The sequence below is a fragment of the Micromonospora sp. WMMD723 genome, assembly GCF_049863385.1.
In the GTDB taxonomy this organism is placed as follows: Bacteria; Actinomycetota; Actinomycetes; order Mycobacteriales; family Micromonosporaceae; genus Micromonospora; species Micromonospora wenchangensis.
Window position 1 is genome coordinate 4750155 of record NZ_JBMKNR010000001.1, and the last position, 19777, is coordinate 4769931.

Annotated in this window: 17 protein-coding genes; 15 read left to right on the plus strand and 2 right to left on the minus strand. The window is 71.3% G+C overall.

Annotated elements, in window-relative coordinates:
• Window positions 1–20: 20 nt before the first annotated feature.
• From ACN261_RS20775 to ACN261_RS20800, 6 genes are read left to right on the plus strand one after another with little or no spacing between them, the layout of a single operon-like run.
• Window positions 21–1022, plus strand: coding sequence for a methyltransferase (locus ACN261_RS20775; RefSeq protein ID WP_421481348.1), 1002 nt, complete (start codon window positions 21–23; stop codon window positions 1020–1022).
• Window positions 1023–1024: 2 nt separating this feature from the next.
• Window positions 1025–4282 carry an ACP S-malonyltransferase gene (gene fabD, locus ACN261_RS20780; protein ID WP_425851675.1) on the plus strand — a complete coding sequence of 1086 codons (3258 nt, stop codon included), beginning with the start codon at window positions 1025–1027 and terminating at the stop codon, window positions 4280–4282.
• Window positions 4283–4299: 17 nt separating this feature from the next.
• On the plus strand, window positions 4300–5499 hold the full coding sequence (locus tag ACN261_RS20785; protein ID WP_421481350.1) for a cytochrome P450: 1200 nt from the start codon (window positions 4300–4302) through the stop codon (window positions 5497–5499).
• 14 nt (window positions 5500–5513) lie between these two features.
• On the plus strand, window positions 5514–5933 hold the full coding sequence (panD, locus tag ACN261_RS20790; RefSeq protein WP_204925161.1) for an aspartate 1-decarboxylase: 420 nt from the start codon (window positions 5514–5516) through the stop codon (window positions 5931–5933).
• Entirely contained in the window at window positions 5926–6921 is a 996-nt protein-coding gene (locus ACN261_RS20795) for a class I SAM-dependent methyltransferase (protein WP_363653788.1), read from the plus strand. The genes panD and ACN261_RS20795 overlap by 8 nt, the downstream gene beginning before the upstream one ends.
• Before the next feature lie 10 nt (window positions 6922–6931).
• On the plus strand, window positions 6932–8269 hold the full coding sequence (locus tag ACN261_RS20800) for an acyltransferase domain-containing protein (protein ID WP_425851676.1): 1338 nt from the start codon (window positions 6932–6934) through the stop codon (window positions 8267–8269).
• A gap of 101 nt (window positions 8270–8370) precedes the next feature.
• Here ACN261_RS20800 and ACN261_RS20805 read toward each other — a convergent pair whose 3' ends face one another.
• Both ACN261_RS20805 and ACN261_RS20810 read right to left on the minus strand, forming a co-directional pair.
• Entirely contained in the window at window positions 8371–10035 is a 1665-nt protein-coding gene (locus ACN261_RS20805; RefSeq protein WP_425851678.1) for an MFS transporter, read from the minus strand.
• Window positions 10036–10089: 54 nt separating this feature from the next.
• A complete protein-coding gene (locus ACN261_RS20810) occupies window positions 10090–10761 on the minus strand; it encodes a TetR/AcrR family transcriptional regulator (RefSeq protein ID WP_363653782.1) in 672 nt (223 codons plus the stop codon).
• Between the two features lie 124 nt (window positions 10762–10885).
• Between ACN261_RS20810 and ACN261_RS20815 the strand changes: the two genes are divergently transcribed.
• From ACN261_RS20815 to ACN261_RS20855, 9 genes are all read left to right on the plus strand, one after another.
• Complete coding sequence (locus ACN261_RS20815) at window positions 10886–12127, plus strand: cytochrome P450 family protein (RefSeq protein ID WP_421481355.1); 1242 nt, start codon at window positions 10886–10888, stop codon at window positions 12125–12127.
• 41 nt (window positions 12128–12168) lie between these two features.
• Complete coding sequence (locus tag ACN261_RS20820; RefSeq protein WP_425851681.1) at window positions 12169–12951, plus strand: HipA family kinase; 783 nt, start codon at window positions 12169–12171, stop codon at window positions 12949–12951.
• Window positions 12948–13340: a DUF3037 domain-containing protein gene (locus ACN261_RS20825; protein ID WP_421481357.1), complete on the plus strand. Its 393-nt coding sequence runs from the start codon at window positions 12948–12950 to the stop codon at window positions 13338–13340. The genes ACN261_RS20820 and ACN261_RS20825 overlap by 4 nt, the downstream gene beginning before the upstream one ends.
• Window positions 13341–13401: 61 nt before the next feature.
• A complete protein-coding gene (gene ccrA, locus ACN261_RS20830) occupies window positions 13402–14766 on the plus strand; it encodes a crotonyl-CoA carboxylase/reductase (protein ID WP_421481358.1) in 1365 nt (454 codons plus the stop codon).
• A 214-nt stretch (window positions 14767–14980) separates the two neighbouring features.
• The gene (gene metK / locus ACN261_RS20835) at window positions 14981–16171 is read left to right on the plus strand and encodes a methionine adenosyltransferase (protein WP_204925152.1); all 1191 of its coding nucleotides are present in this window, start codon (window positions 14981–14983) and stop codon (window positions 16169–16171) included.
• 159 nt (window positions 16172–16330) lie between these two features.
• Window positions 16331–17194: a phytanoyl-CoA dioxygenase family protein gene (locus ACN261_RS20840; protein WP_363658246.1), complete on the plus strand. Its 864-nt coding sequence runs from the start codon at window positions 16331–16333 to the stop codon at window positions 17192–17194.
• 263 nt (window positions 17195–17457) lie between these two features.
• Window positions 17458–18420, plus strand: a complete 963-nt coding sequence (locus tag ACN261_RS20845; protein WP_425851684.1) for an acyl-CoA dehydrogenase family protein — start codon at window positions 17458–17460, stop codon at window positions 18418–18420.
• On the plus strand, window positions 18414–19151 hold the full coding sequence (locus ACN261_RS20850; protein ID WP_425851686.1) for a PIG-L deacetylase family protein: 738 nt from the start codon (window positions 18414–18416) through the stop codon (window positions 19149–19151). Before ACN261_RS20845 ends, ACN261_RS20850 begins: the two co-directional genes overlap by 7 nt.
• A complete protein-coding gene (locus ACN261_RS20855) occupies window positions 19148–19774 on the plus strand; it encodes a class I SAM-dependent DNA methyltransferase (RefSeq protein ID WP_425851688.1) in 627 nt (208 codons plus the stop codon). The genes ACN261_RS20850 and ACN261_RS20855 overlap by 4 nt, the downstream gene beginning before the upstream one ends.
• Window positions 19775–19777 lie beyond the last annotated feature (3 nt).

Consider the following 19777-nt stretch of genomic DNA (forward strand, 5'->3'; position numbering starts at 1 on the left):
GCGACCGGAAGGGGACATCCATGGAGATCCTGAAACTGGCGATCAGCGGCTGGTTCGCCCGCGCGCTGGCGGTCTTCATCCGCCTGGAGATCCCGGACATCCTGGGTGACGGCGCGATGACGGCGGCCGAGCTGGCGCGACGTACCGACACCGATCCGCAGGTGCTCTACCGGCTCCTGCAGATGCTCACGGTGCCGGGCGTGGTCGTGCACACCGGGGACGAGTTCCGGCTCGCTGAGGGGCACGAGATGCTGCGCGCCGACCACCCGTACACCCTGCGGCACTTCGTCATCCTCTCCGCCGAGCTGTACGACGACGCGTTCGCGGGCCTGATGCACACGGTGAAGACCGGCCGCTCCGGCTTCAAGGAGGTCTTCGGGGAGTCCCTGTACGAGTACCTGGAGACCCACCCGGACGACGCCGACCTGTTCGACAGGGGCATGGTCGACCTGGCCGGGCCGATCGCGGCGTGCCTGGTCGCCGTACACGACTTCAGCGGGGTCACCTCGATCGTCGACGTCGGTGGCGGCAGCGGCGGCCTGCTGCCGGGGCTGCTCACCGCCAACCCCGTCATGCAGGGCACCGTCGTCGACCGGCCGAGCGTCTGCGCACGCGGCCCGGCGACCCTCGCCCGGGTGACCGACAAGACGGTCATCGACCGGATCACCTTCGCCCCCAGCGACTTCTTCACCGAGGTCCCCGCCGGTGCCGACAGGTACGTGCTCAAGAACGTGCTGCACGACTGGACGTACGACAACTGCGTCCGGATCCTGCGCACCGTGGCGACCGCCCTGGCCGGCAGTCCACCCGGTGCCCGGCTACTGGTCGTCGAGCCGCTGGTGGAGACCGACCTGGACGGCTGGCGTGCGGTGTTCCAGGCGGTCGCCTGCGACGAGGGCACCCTCGGGTTGGACGAGGAGGAGCTGCGTCGGGCGCTGACCGAGGCGGGTCTGATCGTCGAGTCGGTCACCCCGCTGCCGACCGGCCACAAGGTGCTCGAGACCTCGCTGCGGCCCGCCTGACCATGCTCACACCGGTCTTCCTCTTCGCGGGCCAGGGCTCCCAGTACCACGGGATGGGCCGGTGGCTCTACGGCGCCGATCCGATCTTCCGGGACGCGCTGGACTCCCTGGACGCGGTCGTGCGTGACGTCCGTGGCGACTCCGTCGTCGCGGGCATCCACGGCGACGAACAGGGCGCGGAGCGGCCGATGACCCGGTTCGCCCTCACCCAACCGGCCATCTTCATGGTGGAGTACGCGCTGGCCAGCATGCTGCGTGCCCATGGATTCGAGCCGGCGGCGGTCCTCGGCGCCAGCCTGGGTGAGGTGGTCGCCGCCGCCGTCGCCGGCATGATGGACCCCGCGGACTGCCTGCGTTCGCTGCTCGACCAGGTGGAGCTGTTCGAGGCGGAGTGCCCGCGCGGTGGCATGCTGGCGGTCCTCGCCGACGCCGGGCTCGTGGAGCGCGATCCGGCGCTGGCCGGTGCCTACCTGGCCGCGATCAACGCGCCGGACAACTTCGTCCTGGCCGGCACCGCCGACCGGCTCGACGGCATCGAACGTCACCTGAACGCCTCGGGGGTGCTCTGTCAGCGGCTGCCGGTGCTGTTCCCGTTCCACTCACCGCTGATCGACGGGGTGCGCGACACGTTCACGAAACTGGTGGGTGGGCTCACCCTGCGGCCCGCCACGATTCCGCTGATCTCCGGGACGACCGGCACCGAGGTACGCCGCCCGGACCCGGAGCACTTCTGGCAGGTGCTGCGCGAGCCGTTCAACCTGTCGCGGGCCCTCGAACCGCTGCTGGCGCGCGATGACCTGCTCTTCCTGGATCTGGGTCCGTCCGGGTCGATGGCCAACCTGGTGCGGGCACGACTGCCGGTGGGCAGCCGGTCCCGGGTGCTGCCCCTGCTCTCCCCGTACGCCCGCGGCCAGGTGCTGTACCGGGCGGTGCTCGACACCCGTCCCCTGGTCGCCGCACCGGCCCGACGAAGCGAGGTGACCACCGTGACCGACGCGACCCCCGTCGTCGGCCCCGCCACCCCCGGCGACGGCTTCGACGTCTACGTCTTTCCCGGCCAGGGTGCCCAGGCCCGGGGGATGGGCCGCGACGTGTTCGACAGGTTTCCGGACCTGGTCGACCGGGCCGACGCCGTCCTGGGGTACTCCCTGCGGGAGCTGTGCCTCAAGGACCCGGACCGCAACCTGCGCGACACCCGGTACACCCAGCCCGCGCTGTACGTGGTCGAAGTCCTCACCTGGCTGGCCGTCCTGCAGGAGGGCGGTCGCCTGCCCGACTACCTGCTCGGCCACAGCCTCGGCGAGTTCGCCGCCCTGTTCGCCGCGGGCGTCTACGACTTCGAGACCGGGCTGCGCCTGGTCGCCGAACGTGGCCGGCTGATGGGGCAGGTCACGGGCGGCACGATGGCGGCCGTCTCGGCCGTCGACGCCGACCTGGTCCTGGAGGTGCTCCGCGCTCACGAACTGTCCGACGTCGACATCGCCAACTACAACGCGCCGACCCAGACGGTCGTCGCGGGGCCGGCCGACGCGGTCGGGCGTGCGGTGGCGCTGTTCAAGGAGAAGGGTGCCCGCTGTGCCCCGCTCAACGTCAGCGCCCCGTTCCACAGCCGCTACATGACACCCGCGGCGCAGGAGTTCGGACGCCTGTTGGACGCGACGACCTTCGCCGCCCCGAAGATCCCGGTGATCAGCAACGTCGACGCCCGGCCCTACGAAACCGGCGCGGTGGCCGACACGCTGCGTCGCCAGATCGTGTCGCCGGTGCGCTGGACCGACAGCATCCGGCTGCTCATGGGCCGGGGTGAGTTCCGCGTCCGCGAACTCGGCCCGGGGCAGGTGCTGACCAAGCTCGTCGCCCGGATCCGCGAGGAGGCCGACCCACTGCTACCCGAGCCGGCGCGGATGCTACCCGAGCCGGCGCGGACCGTCGCGGTCACCGTGCCGGCCCCGGTCGCGCCGCGGCGCGCGGAGCTGGGTTCGGCGGCCTTCCGGCAGGCGTACGGCGTCCGGCACGCCTACGCCGCCGGCGGCATGTACCACGGCGTCAGCTCCGTCGAGCTGGTCTCCCGGCTGGCCCGCTCCGGCCTGCTCGGCTACTTCGGGGCGGCCGGACTGCCGGTCCCGGATGTCGCGGCCGCGATCGACGGCATCCGGGCCGCCGCCGGGCGCGGTGCGCCGTTCGGGGTCAACCTCACCTACGATCCGTTCGACCCGGGCGCCGAGGTGGATCTGGTCGGCCTGCTGGTGCGCGAGGACGTCCGCTTCGTCGAGGCGGCCACGTACGTCGAGGTGACCGCCCCGCTGGTACGCCATCGTCTGACCGGCGCCCGGATCCTGCCGGACGGCGGCGTGCACGCCCCGCGCAGGCTATTGGCCAAGGTGACCCGTCTGGACACCGCCCGCCTGTTCTTCGCGCCGCCGCCGCCGTCCCTGGTGCGACGGCTGGTGGACGAGGGCCTGCTCACTGCGGAGGAGGCCGCGGCCGGCGAACGGATCGCCCTGGCCGACGACATCTGCGCGATCGGTGACGGGGCCGACTACACCGACCAGGGCGCACTGACCGCACTGCTGCCCTCGGTGCGCCGCCTGCGCACCCGGCTCGGCGGGGTCGCGTCCGCCGTACGGGTCGGAGGTGCCGGTGGCATCGGCTCCCCGGAGTCGGCCGCGGCGGCGTTCGTGCTCGGTGCCGAGTTCGTCCTCACCGGCTCGATCAACCTGTGTACCGCCGAGAGCGGGCTCGCCGCGCCCACCAAGGACCTGCTGCCGGAGCTCGACGTGCACGACACCGCTTACGCTCCGTACGGCGGGCTGTTCGAACTCGGCGGCCGGGCCCGGGTGATGCGCAAGGGCGTGCTCTTCCACGTCCGTGCCGGCAAGCTGTACGACCTCTGGCGCACCTACGACTCCTGGGACGCCGTGCCCGCACCGGTCCGGTCCCGGGTGGAGCGGGACTACCTCGGTGCCGGCTTCGAGGACGTGGCGTCGCGCCTCGCCGCCTCCGGCGGTCCGGCCACCGACCCCAAGCGCCGGATGGCCCTGGTCTTCCGGTGGTACTGCGCCCAGGCACAGCGCTGGGCGATCGAGGGCACCCCCGCCCGGACCGCGGACTACCAGGTGGCCTGCGGGCCCGCGCTGGGCGCCTGCAACCACTGGCTGCGTGGCACCCCGCACGCCGACTGGCGCGACCGGCACGTCGACGAGTTGGCCGACCGGCTCATGACCGAAGCCGCCGAGATCGTCGGGTCGGCCGGCCTCTAGAGAGTAAGGAGAACGTCGTGTCCGAGACCGTTCGTGTCGTCGAGGGCCTGCCCATGGCACGTGGCACATGCCCCTTCGACCCCGCGCCGGAGCTCGCCGAGCTGCGCCGGGAGCAACCGGTGGCCCGGATGGAGTTCCCGGACGGCCACCTCGGCTGGCTGGTCACCGGCTACGACCAGGTCCGCCGGCTCCTGGCCGACAAGGGCATGAGCTCGCGCGGTGACCTGCTGCGCTCGCCCATCCCGTTGCCGATGGCCGGGGACCGCACCGAGGTGGCGCCGGGGATGTTCACGGCGATGGACCCACCGGAGCACACCCGCTTCCGGCGTCGGTTGACCGCCTGGTTCTCGGCCCGACGCACCCGCACCCTGGAACCGCGGCTGGTCGAACACGTCGAGCGGTACCTCGACGACATGATCGAAGCGGGCGGTCCGGCCGATCTGGTCGGCGCGTTCGCCGAGCCGGTGGCCGCGCTGGCGATCTGCGAGCTGCTCGGCGTCCCGGTCGACCAGCGTGAGGTGTTCGTCCGGGGGATCAAGGCGCTGTTCACCGTCCACTCCAGTGCGGCGCAGGCCATCGCCGGCTGGCAGGAGATCGGTGGGCTGTTGGCGGACCTGGTCCGGGCCAAGCGGGCAGAGCCCGCCGACGATCTGCTCGGCACGCTCGTCACCGACGGCGAGTTCACCGACGAGGAGTTGGCGACCGTCGGCAGTGTGCTTCTCGTCGCCGGCTACGACACCAGCAGGAACATGCTCGGGCTGGGCACGTTCGCCCTGCTGGAGCACCCCGACCAGTACGCGGCTCTGGCCGCGGACCCGGGCCTGGGCACCAACGCGGTCGAGGAGCTGTTGCGCTACCTGACGATCGTGCACGCCGGGTCGATCCGGGCGGCCGGCACCGACCTGGAGTTCGACGGGCACCGGCTGACCGCCGGCGACGCGGTGTCGCTGTCGCTGGCCGCGGCGAACCGGGACCCGGCGCTCTGCGACGACCCGGACCGCCTCGACATCACCCGGACGCCGGTGCCGCACCTCGCGTTCGGCCACGGCATCCACCAGTGCGTCGGGCAGCAACTGGCGCGGCTCGAACTGCGCATCGCATTCGAGTCGCTGGCCCGGCGGTTGCCGGGGCTGCGCCTGGCGGTACCTGCGGACCAGGTCCGCACCAGTCCGGAGATGATCATCTACGGCGTGCACGAGCTGCCGGTGACATGGTGAACGGAGACCACCCGATGTACCGAGAGATGCTCAAGTCAAAGATCCACCGCGCCACGGTGACGCAGTCGGACCTGCACTACGTCGGCTCGCTCACGCTCGACTCCACCCTGATGGCTGCCGCGAACCTGCTGCCCGGCGAGAAGGTCGACGTCGTGGACGTCGACAACGGTGCCCGGCTCAGCACCTACGTCATCGAAGGGCCCACCGACAGCGGCGTGGTCGGCATCAACGGCGCCGCCGCCCGGCTGATCAGCCCCGGTGACCTGGTCATCATCATCTCGTACGCGGCGATGGCCGACGAGCAGGCCCGCTCGTACCGGCCGACGGTGGTCTTCGTCGACGGTGCCAACCGCCCCCGGAACATCGGGTCCGATCCGGCCGAGGTGCCTGCCGGCGTCGACGACCTGATGCGTGGCGACACCGTCAATGCGTGAGCGCACCGACCCGGCGAACTCGGAGACCGCGATGAACCGACCCGACGTGATGACCTCGTTCACCACCGGTCTCGCCGACATCAACCTCGACGAGACCGACGGCCGGCGGGCGGGGGCCCAGGCCGCCGCCATGAAGTCGGCCAGCTCCTCGATCTACGACATGGCGGCCACCCTCTCGGGTCGGGGCGAGCTGTGGAACTGGGGCATGTGCGATCCCGACCTGGCCGCCGAGATCGAGGCCCGGCTGCCCGGGTTCGCCGAGTTCGGCACGGACGGCTTCAGCGAACAGCTCTACTACCTGGCCCTGCGCGACCTCCCGGGCGGCCTGGACGGGTGCGCCGGGCAGACGCTCGTGGAGGTCGGCTGCGGGGCGGGGGAGGGGCTCAACTTCCTGTCCCGGCTCGTTCCCGACACCCGGATGACCGGCCTGGACCTGTCGCCGAGGGCGGTCGCCCGGGCCAACGCCACCCTGGCGCGCGGTGACAACCTGCGCTTCGTCCAGGGTGACGCCGAGGATCTGCCGTTCGAGGACTCCTCGGTGGACCTCCTGATCAACATCGAGAGCTCCCACACGTACCCCGACCTCGATCGGTTCCTGCGCGAGGTCGCGCGGGTGCTGCGTCCGGGCGGGGCCCTGTCGCACATCGACGTGTTCACCCGCCAGCGGCTGCAGACGATGCGGCGCATCACCGCGGAACTTCCCCAGCTGACGTGGGTCACCGATCACGACGTCTCCGCTGCGGTCCGGGCCGCGGTCCGCCGACGGATGACCCCGGGCAGCCGCTTCCGCCGGACGCTGGACCGCCAGCGGATGAACCCGTTGGTGCGGACGATCGCCACGCACAGCCAGATCCTGATGTTCGGCGGCATGTTCGCAGGCTACCGGCCACCCGCGTCGATCAGGGCGCTCAGCCGGTTGGGCGTCGTGCCGTGGATGAGCGGCCTGCCCATGGAGAGCTACCGGCACCAGGTCGCCGTGCGGGTGTGAGGGGGAAGACGTGACCAGCCACCTGTTCGCCGTCGCCGCAGCAACCGAGGACGACCTGCTCGCCGCGGTCCGCGCGCATGCCGACCGGATCCGCGGCGGCCGGAACCTGCCCCCGCTGGACCGGTACTGCCACGACGCGGCGACCGGGACAGCCGGCCTGCCGCACCGGGCCACGCTCGTCGCCGACTCGTACGACAGCCTCGCGACCGGCCTGGCCGAACTGTCGGCCGCAGGGCCGGACCGCCAGGCGGCGCAGCCGCTGCGGCGACGGCCGGGCCCCGTCTTCGTCTTCGCCGGACAGGGCGCGCAGTGGGACGGGATGGGCCTGGAGTTGCTGGCCACCGAGCCGGTCTTCCGCGCGGCGCTACTGCGCTGCGAGGAGCGGGTGCGTACGCTGGCCGGCTTCTCGGTGACCGAGCAGTTGCGGGCCGACCCGGCGACGTCCCGGCTCGGCGAGATCGACGTGCTGCAACCGACGATGGTGTCGTTGCAGGTCGCCCTCGTCGCCCTGTGGCGCAGCTGGCACGTGGAACCGGCCGCGGTGGTCGGCCACAGCATGGGTGAGATCTCCGCAGGGTACGCAGCCGGCGCCCTCACCCTCGACGACGCCCTGCTGATCGCCTGCCGCCGTAGCTCCCTGCTGCGCCGGATCACCGGTCGGGGTGCCCTGGCCACCACGGAACTGTCGCCGGAGGCCGCGCACGCGCTGGCCGACGCCAGCGGAGGGCGCATCTGCGTAGCCGGGGAGAACAGCCCCCGGTCGACGGTGCTGGCCGGGGACACCGGGTCCCTGACCGCGCTGATCGAGGACCTCGACCGGCGGGACGTCTACTGCCGGATGGTGCGGGGCACGGTCGCCTCGCACAGCCACTACGTCGACGAACTCCGCGACGACCTGGCCGCCGCGCTGCGCCCGCTGTGCCCGGTGGCGTCACGGGTGCCGGTGTACTCGACGGTGACGGGCGCACCCGTGCCCGGCACCGCGCTCGGACCGGCGTACTGGATGCGGAACCTGCGGGAGCCGGTCCGGTTCGCCGCGACCGTCACCCGGCTGGCCGAGGACGGTCACGACGTCTTCGTCGAGATCAGCACCCACCCCGTGCTGATCAGCAGCCTGAGGCAGACGCTGGAGAGCGTGGGGCGGACGGCCGAACTGCTGCCCTCCGGCCGCCGGCGGGCCGAGCGCAGGACGGTGCTGTCGTCGCTCGGCACGCTCTACGCGTGTGGTCACGACGTGCACTGGCCGGCACTCGCCCCGCCGGCTCCGGGACTCACCGCCTACCAGGACGCGGTCCTGGACGCGGTCCGGCTTCCCCGGCCCGCGCCGGCGCGGGCAGGTTCACGATGATGGCCGGACCCGACGGGGGACACCAGCCGGTGGGTGCCCGACCCGTGGTGCGGGACGGAACCCGCCGATCAGAGGCCCGGATGCCGGGGGCGCGGGGGTCCTCAGGACATCCCCAGCCGCCGTGGTCGCCGGGGCAGCAGGAAGAGCAGGCAGATCACCGCAGCCAGTCCGGCGGACGCCCAGTAGAGGGCTTCGCTGAACGTCGCGATGAACGTCCGGGTCTTGATGTCGGCCAGGGTGCTCCCGATCGCGGCCTGCTGCGCGGGGTCGCCGCCGGCCAGCGTGCGGCAGCTCTGCGGGATGGCGGTGATGTCGGCCTGACCGAGCGCCTCGGTGGCGCAGGTGCGGATGGCCGTCTGCTGCGAGGCGACGGCCGGGACATCCGGGAGCACCCGGTCCGCCTGCGTCCCCGCGTTGGTGGCGAGGGCCGAGAAGAAGATGCCGCCGATGATCGCCACACCGAGGGCGGCACCGAGCTGACCTGCAGCGTTGATCAGACCGGACGCCGACCCGGCCTCCCGTGGCTCGACCTCGGTCAGGATCATGCCGGTCAGCGGGGCGAGCAGCATGCCCATTCCGGAACCGAGCAGCAGCATGGGCACGACGGCGTGCCACGAGGTGATCGTCTCGCCGGCCAGTTGGGCGATCCGCGCGTACAGCAGGAGCCCGACCAGCATCAGCAGCGCTCCGGCGAACAGGCAGTTGCGGCCGTAGCGGGGGAACAGCTTACGGACGGCGAGGTTGCCGGCGATCGGGACGCCCAGCGAGAACGGAATCGCCGTGAGGCCGGTGTGCAGCGCCGACCAGCCGAGGCCACCCTGAAGGTAGAGCGTCCAGCTGAGGAAGAACCCGGCCGGGATGCAGCTGAACAGCAGTTGGGTGCCGACGCCGGCGCCGAAGGTCCGGATCCTGAACAGCGAGAGGGCCACCAGCGGCGATCCGTCCTTGGCGGTCTTGTAGCGCTCGTAGAGCACGAACACCGCGAGGACGGGCGCGGAGGCGACCAGCGAGACGATGCTCCAGACGGGCCAGCCGAGCTCACGACCGCGCAGCAGCGGCAGCAGCAACAGCAGCAGGCCGGCGGTCACCAGCACCATGCCGACGAGGTCCAGCCGGTTGGCGCGCGGCGACCGCGACTCCCGCATCCACATCCAGCCGGCGACCAGGGCGGCCGCGCCGATCGGAAGGTTGACCACGAAGATGGTGCGCCAGCCCAGGTCGGCCGGGTTCCACGAGATGAGCAGCCCACCCAGCAGCGGCCCGGCGACGATGGCCAGGCCGATCATGCTGGCGTACAGGCTGACGACCCGGCCGATCTCCTGCGGTGGGAAGGTGACGTGGATGATCGCCAGGACCTGCGGGACCATGACCGCGGCGGCGATGCCCTGCAGCACCCGGGCACCGACCAGGACCTCGGAGGTGGGGGCGAAGGCGCACAGGGCGGAGGCCAGGACGAAGCCGGCGACCCCGGTCAGGAACATCCGTTTGCGGCCGAAGATGTCGCCGAGCCGCCCTCCGGTGATCAGGACGACGGCGAAGCACAGCGTGTAGCCGACTGTCAGGGCCTGTACGGCGGCCGCCGAAGCGCCGAGATCCTCCTGGATGCTCGGGATCGCCACGGTGACGATGTTGACGTCGAGCAGGTCCATGAAGGTCGCGACGAGCAGGACCATCAGCGCCAGCCAACGGTGGGGATGTGGGCCGTCGGTGGCCGCGACGGGAGTTCCGATGGCCCCTGCGGGCGCCGGCTCCACTTCCTGACTCATGAAATGTGCTCCAGTTCTTGCGGTTCGTCGCCGGTAGCGGACACCGGCGATGGCTTAGGGGGCGGTCGGGTTCGCAGCGGACGCGCCGTCCGCCTCGGACGTGCCGGTACGGGCGAGCGCGGTCCACGACCGCATCAGCAGCTCCACGACGTCCATGACGTCCCCGGCCGGGCTGTCGCCGGCCAGCAGCACGCGCTGGATGGACAGTCCGTCGTCCAACGCGTGCACGATCAGCGCCAACAGCTCCACCGGCGCGGGTGGCGTGACCGACCGGGCGGCGAAGCCCCGCGCGAGCGCCTGGGCCATGGCCTCGTGGGACCGTCGTTCGCGGTCGGCCATCAGGGACAGCACCTGCGGATCGCGCCTCGCGTAGAGCCACAGTTCGGTGCGCAGGGCCAGCCAGCTCGCGAAGTTCTTGTCCCGTTCCCGGTGCCAGGCACGCAGGTGCTCGATCGTCTCCTCGAACGACCCGGCCTTGCGGCTCAGCGCCTGCACCTCCTGCAGTTCGCGTTCGGTGCGCTGCTCCAACAGGGCCAGCACCAACTGTTGCTTGCCGTCGAAGTTCCCGTAGAAGGCACCCCGGGTGTACCCGGCGCGTTCGACGATCTGCTCGACCGAGGTGCCGTTGACACCGAACTCGGCGAACAGCTCGGCTGCCGCCTGCAGCAGCTCCTGGCGGGTGATCTCCCGGCTCTGCTGGCGGGTGAGTCGTTTGCTGATGATCAACCTCCTCGTGAGACTCAGATACGGTACCGTATTCTGATACAGTGTTGTATCCGAATGCCGCATAACCCACCCCGGGGCGTGTCGCAGCGAACACCGGCGGCGCACCGACACTCGGGTCAACGTCGTGAGCAATCGAATGGGGATGCTGGTGACCGGAGCATTCGACTGGACGGACGTCGAGTTCGACCTGTCCAACGTGAACTTCGTGACCGACCGGGACGCCGGGGAGCGCTGGCTGGGTGCGCCCCGGCCGGTGTGTCCGGGCCGGTTCTCCGACGGTAACGAGGTCTATGTCGTCACCCGCTACGACGCGGTCCGTAGCCTGTTCACCGATCGTCGGGTCAGCAACCATCCCCCGGAGGGCGTCCATCTCGACAGCATGCGCCGCCGGGGTGTGCCCGAGGAACTGCTCAAGTACTTCGATTCCACGATCATGACGATGGTGCCGGAGGACCACCGACGGGTGCGGTCGCTGATCGACCGGGCGTTCTCGGCGCGGCGGGTCAGGACCCTGCGCCCCCGGATCGAGCAGCTCGTCGACGACCTGCTCGACCAGATGGATGCCGCCGGGGAGGTCGACCTCGTCGCCGAATACGCCCATCCGATCTCCACGACGATCATCTGTGAGCTGCTCGGCGTCGACGACGAGTACCGCGACAGGTGGCTGCGGTGGACCGAGGCGTTCACCACCTTCGTCCGCCCCGACCCGGTGATGCTGCCGCCCGCGCTGCGCGGCATGGTCGACACGGTCATCAGGCTGATCGGCGCGCGGCGGGCCCAGCCCGGCGACGACCTGATCTCCGATCTGGTCAAGGCGAGCGACGAGACCGAGAAGCTCGACGAGGTCGAACTGGTCGCCCTGGTGCTGGTGCTGGTGCAGGCCGGCCTCGACACCGTCCGGCACTCGATCTCGCTGAGCCTCTTCCACCTGCTGACCCATCCCGATCAGCTCGAACTGGTCAGGTCGCAGCCGGAGAACACCGTCCAGGCGGTGCGGGAGTTGATGCGCTACGCCGGCCCGATCAAGATGGCCCTGCCCCGCTTCGCCGTGGAGCCGATCGAGGTCGACGGGGTGACCATCCCCAAGGACGGGCAGATCCAGCTCGTGGTGGGTGCCGCCAACAACGACCCGCAGCGGTTCACCGACCCGCGCACCCTGGACGTCACCCGGGTCGACAATCCGCAGCTCAGCTTCGCTGCCGGCGACCACTTCTGCCCGGGGGCGTCGTTGGCCACCGCGGAGACCGAGATCGCGCTCAACAAGCTGTTCGCGCGCTTTCCCGGTGTCCGCCTGGCCGGCGACCCCGACGAGGTGGGACCGCGGTTCCTCAAGGCCGTGTCACGCCTGCCCGTACGGCTCGTGTGATCACCGTTCTCCAAGACCGACAACGATCAGTAGGATGAAAAGTGTTACCCACAGTAGTAGCAACGCAGTATCTGACCGCCCTGCGTGAGGGTGGATCCCTGCCCGGGGTGGTGGAGGCGGACAACGACGGCGTGTACGTCGTCAAGTTCCGTGGCGCGGGCCAGGGCAGTGCCGCCCTGGTCGCCGAGATCGTCGTCGGCGAGCTCGGCCGCCGGCTCGGCATCCGCGTCCCCGAGCTCGTCACCATCGACATCGACCCGGAGATGGCACGCCGCGATCCCGATCAGGAGATCCAGGAACTCCTGCGGGCCAGCGCCGGGGTGAACCTGGGCATGGACTTCCTTCCCGGCTCGGTCGGCTTCGACGGCGTCGGGTGGCAGCCCCCGGCCGAGGAGGCAGCCAGGATCTACTGGCTGGACGCCCTCACCGCCAACGTGGACCGCACCTGGTCCAACCCCAACCTGATCATCTGGCACCGCCAGCTCTGGGCCATCGACCACGGCGCCGCGCTGCTGTTCCACCACTCCTGGCCGACCGTCGCCACCTGGGCCGAGCGCCGCTACGACCTGTCCCAGCACGTGCTGGCCGATCTGGTCGCCTCGCTGGGGCCCGCGACGCTGGCCAAGCTGGACGCCGAGCTGTCCGAGGCGGTGACCGAGGGCCTGCTGACCGAGGTCGTCGCCATGGTTCCGGACAGCTTCCTGTTGGGCATGAACTCCGTTCCCGAGGATGCGGACCCGCCCGAGCTGCGACAACGCTACGTCGACTACCTCCTCGCCCGGCGTACCCGCGTGGGTGCCTGGTGGCCGGGGGTCGATGCATGACCGCCAGGGCGTCCATCCTCAGCTTCGACTACGCGCTGTTGCGCGCCGTGCCCCGGGTCGACCGCGGTGAGCAGGTCAACGTCGGAGCGTTGCTCTACTGCCCCGGCGCGGACTTCCTCGGTGCCGCCGTCCATGTCGACGCCGACCGGCTACGGATGCTGGATCCGGACATCGACGTCGACATGGTCGCTGCGGCCCTCGACGCCATCCGTGCGATCTGCGCCGGTGATCCCGCTGCTGGTCGGGCGGGAGCCGGCACCCGGGGGGCGCGGTTCGGCTGGCTGACCGCGCCGCGCAGCACGGTGATCCAGACCAGTGCCGTCCATGGCGGGCTCACCACCGATCCGGCGGCCGAACTCAAGCGCCTGATGGGACGGCTCGTGCACTGAACGGCGAGGCAGCGGGCCGCAGCCACCTCCTTTCCTCAGTCGCGTTACCCGAGGAGCACCGATGGAAGACATCATCAGCGCCGTTCTCGACCCGGACACCCGACCGGAGGACTTCGCGGCCCTGCCCGTTCCGGAGCACTATCGCGCGGTCACCCTGCACGCCGACGAGGTCGAGATGTTCGCAGGGGTCGCCGCCGAGGCCCGGGAGCCGCGCCGGGCCGTGCACCTCGACGACGTGGCGGTCCCCGAGGTCGGGCCCGGCGAGGCACTGGTGGCGGTCATGGCCAGCTCGATCAACTACAACACCGTGTGGTCGTCGTTGTTCGATCCGATGCCCAGTTTCACCTTCCTGGCCCGGTACGGCCGACGCTCACCGCTGGCCCGCCGCCATGACCTGCCCTACCACGTGATCGGTTCCGACCTGTCCGGAGTGGTGCTGCGTACCGGGCCAGGGGTCTACGCCTGGAAGCCCGGCGACGAGGTCGTGGCGCACTGTCTGTCGGCCGAGCTGGAGGCACCCGAGGGACACAACGACACCATGCTCGACCCGGATCAGCGGATCTGGGGCTACGAGACCAACTTCGGCGGTCTCGCCCAGTTGGCACTGGTCAAGGCGAACCAGTTGATGCCCAAGCCAGCGCACCTGACCTGGGAGGAGGCGGGGACTCCCGGTCTGGTCGCCTCGACGGCCTACCGGCAGCTGGTCTCCCGCAACGGCGCCCAGATGAAGCAGGGCGACAATGTGCTCATCTGGGGTGCCTCCGGCGGGGTGGGCGCGTTCGCCACCCAGCTCGCGTTGGCCGGAGGGGCGAAGCCGATCTGTGTGGTGTCCAGTCCGACCAAGGCCGCCATCTGCCGGGCGATGGGTGCTGACGCGGTGATCGACCGCACCGACGAGGCCTTCACCTTCTGGAAGGACGAGTACACCCAGGACCCCGGGGAGTGGAAACGGTTCGGCCGGCGGATCCGGGAACTGACCGGCGGGGAGGATCCCGACATCGTGTTCGAGCATCCCGGGCGGGACACCTTCGGTGCCTCGGTGTACGTGACCCGCAAGGGAGGCACCATCGTGACCTGCGCTTCCACCTCCGGCTACCGCCACGAGTACGACAACCGCTACCTGTGGATGTCGCTCAAGCGGATCGTCGGATCGCACTTCGCCAACTATCGCGAGGCGTGGGAGGTCAACCGGCTCATCGCCAAGGGCCGGATCCACCCCACGCTGTCCAAGACGTACGCCCTGGCAGACGCCGGACAGGCGGTCGACGACGTGTACCGCAACCGGCACCTCGGCAAGGTCGGCGTGCTGGCGCTGGCACCGCACGAGGGTCTCGGCGTCCGCGACACGGCGATGCGCGAGCAGCATCTCGACGCGATCAACCGGTTCCGGCGGGCTGACCGGCCGACCGGTGGTAGCCCTCGCTGACCCGACCGTCAGCGAGGCGACGCCGGTCGGTCAACTGCCCACAGGCACCCGCGTGCCGCGCCGGCCTGCGGGTGCGACAGCGACACGTCGTCCGGAGGCCCGCTCGATCGGTCCCGCAGCGGAGCGGGATCACCGGGTCAGCCGTCCGCCCCCACGATCGGTCGAGGTGGAAGGCCGGTTCGACGTCATGCCCTCATCGACGGAAGGACTACCCATGGCACGCCGCCTGTTCACCTCCGAGTCGGTCACGGAAGGCCACCCGGACAAGATCGCTGATCAGATCAGTGACGGGATCCTCGATGCCCTGCTGAGGCAGGATCCGCACAGTCGGGTGGCGGTCGAGACCCTGATCACCACGGGTCAGGTCCACGTCGCCGGCGAAGTGTCGACCAAGGCGTACGCCGACATCCCGACGATCGTGCGGGAGACGATCCTGGGTATCGGTTACGACTCGTCGAAGAAGGGTTTCGACGGCGCTTCCTGTGGCGTCAGCGTCTCCATCGGTGCGCAGTCGCCGGACATCGCGCAGGGTGTGGACAACGCGTTCGAGTTGCGGACGGGTGCGTCGGAGAGCGCGTTGGACGCGCAGGGTGCCGGCGACCAGGGCATGATGTTCGGCTTCGCCTGCTCCGAGACGCCCGAGTTGATGCCGCTGCCGATCGCGTTGGCGCACCGGCTGGCTCAGCGGTTGTCGGCGGTGCGGAAGGACGGCACGATTCCGTACCTGCGGCCTGACGGCAAGACCCAGGTCACCATCGAGTACGAGGGGCTGCGTCCGGTACGGCTGAACACCGTCGTGGTGTCCAGCCAGCACGCCGCGGACATCTCGCTGGATTCGTTGCTGACTCCGGATGTGCGGGACCATGTCATCGCCCCGGAGTTGGAGAGTCTGGGTCTGGACACCGAGGATTACCGGCTGCTGGTGAATCCGACGGGTCGGTTCGAGATCGGTGGTCCGATGGGTGATGCCGGTCTGACCGGTCGGAAGATCATCGTGGACACCTACGGTGGGTATGCCCGGCACGGTGGTGGTGCGTTCTCGGGTAAGGATCCGTCGAAGGTTGACCGTTCGGCGGCGTACGCGATGCGGTGGGTGGCGAAGAACGTGGTCGCCGCCGGTCTCGCGGAGCGGTGTGAGGCGCAGGTGGCGTACGCGATCGGTAAGGCCCACCCGGTGAGTTTGTTCATCGAGACCTTCGGGACGGAGAACGTGCCGGTGGAGCGGATCGAGCGGGCCGTCGGTGAGGTGTTCGATCTGCGTCCGGCCGCGATCATCCGGGACCTCGACCTGCTGCGTCCGATCTACCGGCAGACCGCGGCCTACGGCCACTTCGGCCGGGAGTTGCCGGAGCTGACCTGGGAGAACACCGACCGGGCCCAGAGCCTCAAGGCCATCGCGGCCTGAGGTGCCGACCCCGCCGCCGCGCTCCGCCGGGCTGGTCCGCTGAGACGACCCGGCTCGGATGGCCCTGGGACGACCTTCGGCGCGGGTCGACACGACCCCGGCACACCACCCGTCGGGCTCAGGGACCGTCGAGCCGTTCCCGCACCGAGAGGAAGAGAAATGACTGACAACGCCATCGTCACGGTTCATTCCGACGCCGACATCGACCGGGTCTGCGCTCTGCTCGACCACGACGGCGCCGTCATCGTCGAGGAGTTCCTGGACGCCGGGACCCGGCAGGCGCTCTGGGACGATCTCGGGCCCGCCCTGGAGGAGTCCGGCTACGGCGACAACGACTTCTCAGGCCACAAGACCAAGCGGATGTCGTCGTTGTTCGCCCGCAGCCGGCACATGGCCGCCGTCGCGCTGCACCCGCTGTTCCTGGGTGCCGCGCGCCGCCTCATCCAGCGGCCGGTGCCGGTGTGGTTCGGCGGCGAGCAGGTGAGCATCAGCCCCAACATCCAGGTCAGCGCTACCCAGGTGATCCAGATCTGGCCGGACGAGGGGGTGCAGTGCCTGCACCGCGACGACACCTCACACCTGCGGCCCTACCCTGCACCGACGACCCGGGTCCAGGTGATGGTCGCGATGAGTGACTTCACCGCGGAGAACGGCGCGACGATGGCGATCCCGGGCAGTCACCGCTGGGACGACGAGCGGGCGCCGCGCCGCGACGAGGCGGTGCCGGCCGAGATGCCGGCCGGGTCGGCGCTGATCTGGCTCGGCGGTCTCTACCACGGCGGTGGGCAGAACACCGCCACGCAGCCGCGCACCGGGCTGACGCTGTCCTACATCGCCGGCAACATGCGCCAGGAGGAGAACCAGTACCTCGCGGTGCCGATGGAGGTGGTCCGCGAGTACCCCGAAGAGTTGCAACGCCTGCTCGGCTACGACGTGTGTCCCCCGTTCCTCGGCTGGTACGAATCCCGCGACCCGCACACCCTGCTCGCCGAGCGCGCTGGTGGGGGTGCTCCCCGGGCCTGATCCACCACAGCACCGATCATGGCCGCCGCTGCGGACGGCCGCGAGCATCGTGACGGGTCGGGCCCGTCGGCCGCGCCATGTTTCACCCCGGGGGAGAGGGGCACTTTCCGGCGGCGACCCGTACGGGCCGCACATCGCCCGTACGGAGGTGCCCCGGTGACGCTCGACCGTCCGGAGACGGTGCCCGTGGTCGACGGCGGGTCGAACCGGGCCGGACGGCATCCGGTGCGGTCCGGGAACCCGCCCCGGGCGGCGGGCACCCCATGGTGAGCCCCGACGGCGACGACCCCGGTACGGCGTTCCGGTCGGCCGTGCTCGCCGGGCTGCTCGACCTGCCGTTGCCCGGCGGCGGCCGCACCCGTGACCGCTTCCTGCGGTTCGTCGAACTCGGCCGCGCCGACCTGCCCCTGGCCCGGCTGGGCGAGGGGCACGCCGATGCCCTGGCGATCCTCGCCGAACTCGGCGTGACGACCGACCCCGACCGGCGTCGTGAGCCGTGGGGTGTCTGGGCGGCCGTGCCGGCGTCGGTCACGGCGACCCGCGACGGCGACCGGTGGCGGCTGACCGGTGACCGGCCCTGGTGCTCCGGGGCCGGTCTGCTCGCCCACGCCCTGGTCACCGCGACCACCGACGACGGCATCCGGCTGTTCGCCGTCGAGGTCGACGCCGCCGGGGTCACCGCGTTGCCCGACACCTGGCCGGCCGTCGGCATGGCCGCCAGCGACAGCCGTACCGTCAGCTTCGACGGCGTGACCGCCGTCGCGGTGGGCGGACCGGGCAGCTACACCGCGCGGCCGGGTTTCTGGCACGGCGGGCTGGGGGTGGCGGCGTGCTGGTACGGCGGGGCGGTCGGGGTCGCCGACACCCTGTACACCGCGGCGCGGCACCGCCGTCTCGGCCCGCACGCCCTGGCGCACCTCGGCGCGGTCGACGCGGCCCTGACCGCCGCCCGGAGCGTCCTGTTCGCCGCCGCCGACGAGATCGACGCGAACCCCACCGGGGACGCCGACCGGTTGGCCCACCAGGTCCGCGCCACCGTCGAGGCGGCCGCCACCACGGTCGTCGACCGGGTCGGCCGGGCCTTGGGGGCGGGCCCGCTGTGCCAGGACGCCCACCATGCCCGCCGGGTCGCCGACCTGACGGTGTACCTGCGGCAGAGTCACGCGGAGGCGGACCTGGCCCACCTCGGCGAGCTGGCGGCGGCGGTCGGGGACCCCGGATGGTGAGGCCGATCGTCGACGCGGGCACCGACGAGAGCAGTTGGCGTGCGTGGCCGGCACCGGCCGGCTGGCCCGTACTGGCGCTGGACGACCGGGTGCGGACGGTGCCGCCGCTGGTGGTCGCCCCGCACCCCGACGACGAGGTGCTCGGGGTGGGCGGTCTGGTCGCGATGCTCGCCGGCGACGTCGAGATCGCGGTCGTCACCGACGGCGAAGCGTCACATCCGGACTCCACGGTCCACCCGCGGGCGACGCTGGCCGCGATCCGGCGGGCCGAGACGGTCACGGCCTGCGGACTGCTCGGGGTCGCCCCCACCGCCATCGACCACCTCGGGCATCCCGACGGCGGTGTCGACGAGCCGGCGCTTGCCGAGGCGTTGACCGGCCGGCTGGTGCCGGGGCGGTGGTGTGTCACGACGTGGCGCGGCGACGGACACCCGGACCACGAGGCGGTGGGACGGGCGGCGGCGACCGCCTGCCGGCGTACGGGCGCGACGCTGGTGGAGTTCCCGGTGTGGACGTGGCACTGGGCCCGACCCGACCATCCCGACGTGCCGTGGCACCGCGCGCGCCGGATCGACCTGACCGGGGCGGCCAGAGCGGCCAAGCTGACCGCGATCGACGCCTTCCGCAGTCAGGTGCTGCCGCTGGGGCCGGCACCCGCCGACGCCGCGATCCTTCCCCCGAACGTCCTCGCCCGCTTCGCGCGCCCCTACGAAACGGTGTTCCTGCCATGACCCCAGGCGGCACCCCGGCCGGCTACTTCGACGACCTGTACGCCGGCGCGGAGGACCCGTGGAGTTTCGAAACCCGCTGGTACGACCAGCGTAAGCACGAGGTGACGGTGGCCTGCCTGCCGCGCCGGCGGTACCGGTCGGCATTCGAACCGGGGTGCTCGACCGGGATGCTCACCCGCCGTCTCGCCCCGCGGTGCGACCGGCTGCTGGCGGTCGACATCGCCGCCGCGCCGGTGGCGAGCGCCCGACGGCGGCTGGCGGAGCAGCCGCACGTCCGGGTGGAGCGGATGCGGGTCCCCGACGAGTGGCCGGCCGTGGCGGACGACCGGTTCGACCTGATCGTGCTCTCCGAGCTGGGCTACTACTTCGACGACGCCGGGTTGGATCTGCTGGTGGCCCGTACGGTCGACTCGCTCGAACCCGGCGGCACGCTGGTGGCCGTGCACTGGCGGCCGCCGGTGGCCGAGCACGCCCGCAGTGGCGACGACGTGCACCGGCTGCTCGCCGGCGTGGACGCCCTGGCGCGGACGGCACGGCACGAGGAGGCCGACTTCCTGCTCGACGTGTTCCTGCGGGTGCCGCCGCCGGCCAGGTCCGTCGCCCAGGCCGACGGCCTGTGGTGAACC

Excerpts from the sequence above, each read along its gene's own strand:
- panD (WP_204925161.1), top strand. The coding sequence starts at position 5,514 with ATGTACCGAGAGATGCTCAAGTCAAAGATCCACCGCGCCACGGTGACG.
- ACN261_RS20840 (WP_363658246.1), top strand. The coding sequence starts at position 16,331 with ATGACTGACAACGCCATCGTCACGGTTCATTCCGACGCCGACATCGAC.
- fabD (WP_425851675.1), top strand. The coding sequence starts at position 1,025 with ATGCTCACACCGGTCTTCCTCTTCGCGGGCCAGGGCTCCCAGTACCAC.
- ACN261_RS20825 (WP_421481357.1), top strand. The coding sequence starts at position 12,948 with ATGACCGCCAGGGCGTCCATCCTCAGCTTCGACTACGCGCTGTTGCGC.
- ACN261_RS20850 (WP_425851686.1), top strand. The coding sequence starts at position 18,414 with ATGGTGAGGCCGATCGTCGACGCGGGCACCGACGAGAGCAGTTGGCGT.
- metK (WP_204925152.1), top strand. The coding sequence starts at position 14,981 with ATGGCACGCCGCCTGTTCACCTCCGAGTCGGTCACGGAAGGCCACCCG.
- ccrA (WP_421481358.1), top strand. The coding sequence starts at position 13,402 with ATGGAAGACATCATCAGCGCCGTTCTCGACCCGGACACCCGACCGGAG.
- ACN261_RS20805 (WP_425851678.1), bottom strand. The coding sequence starts at position 10,035 with ATGAGTCAGGAAGTGGAGCCGGCGCCCGCAGGGGCCATCGGAACTCCC.
- ACN261_RS20855 (WP_425851688.1), top strand. The coding sequence starts at position 19,148 with ATGACCCCAGGCGGCACCCCGGCCGGCTACTTCGACGACCTGTACGCC.
- ACN261_RS20845 (WP_425851684.1), top strand. The coding sequence starts at position 17,458 with ATGGTGAGCCCCGACGGCGACGACCCCGGTACGGCGTTCCGGTCGGCC.
- ACN261_RS20795 (WP_363653788.1), top strand. The coding sequence starts at position 5,926 with ATGCGTGAGCGCACCGACCCGGCGAACTCGGAGACCGCGATGAACCGA.
- ACN261_RS20775 (WP_421481348.1), top strand. The coding sequence starts at position 21 with ATGGAGATCCTGAAACTGGCGATCAGCGGCTGGTTCGCCCGCGCGCTG.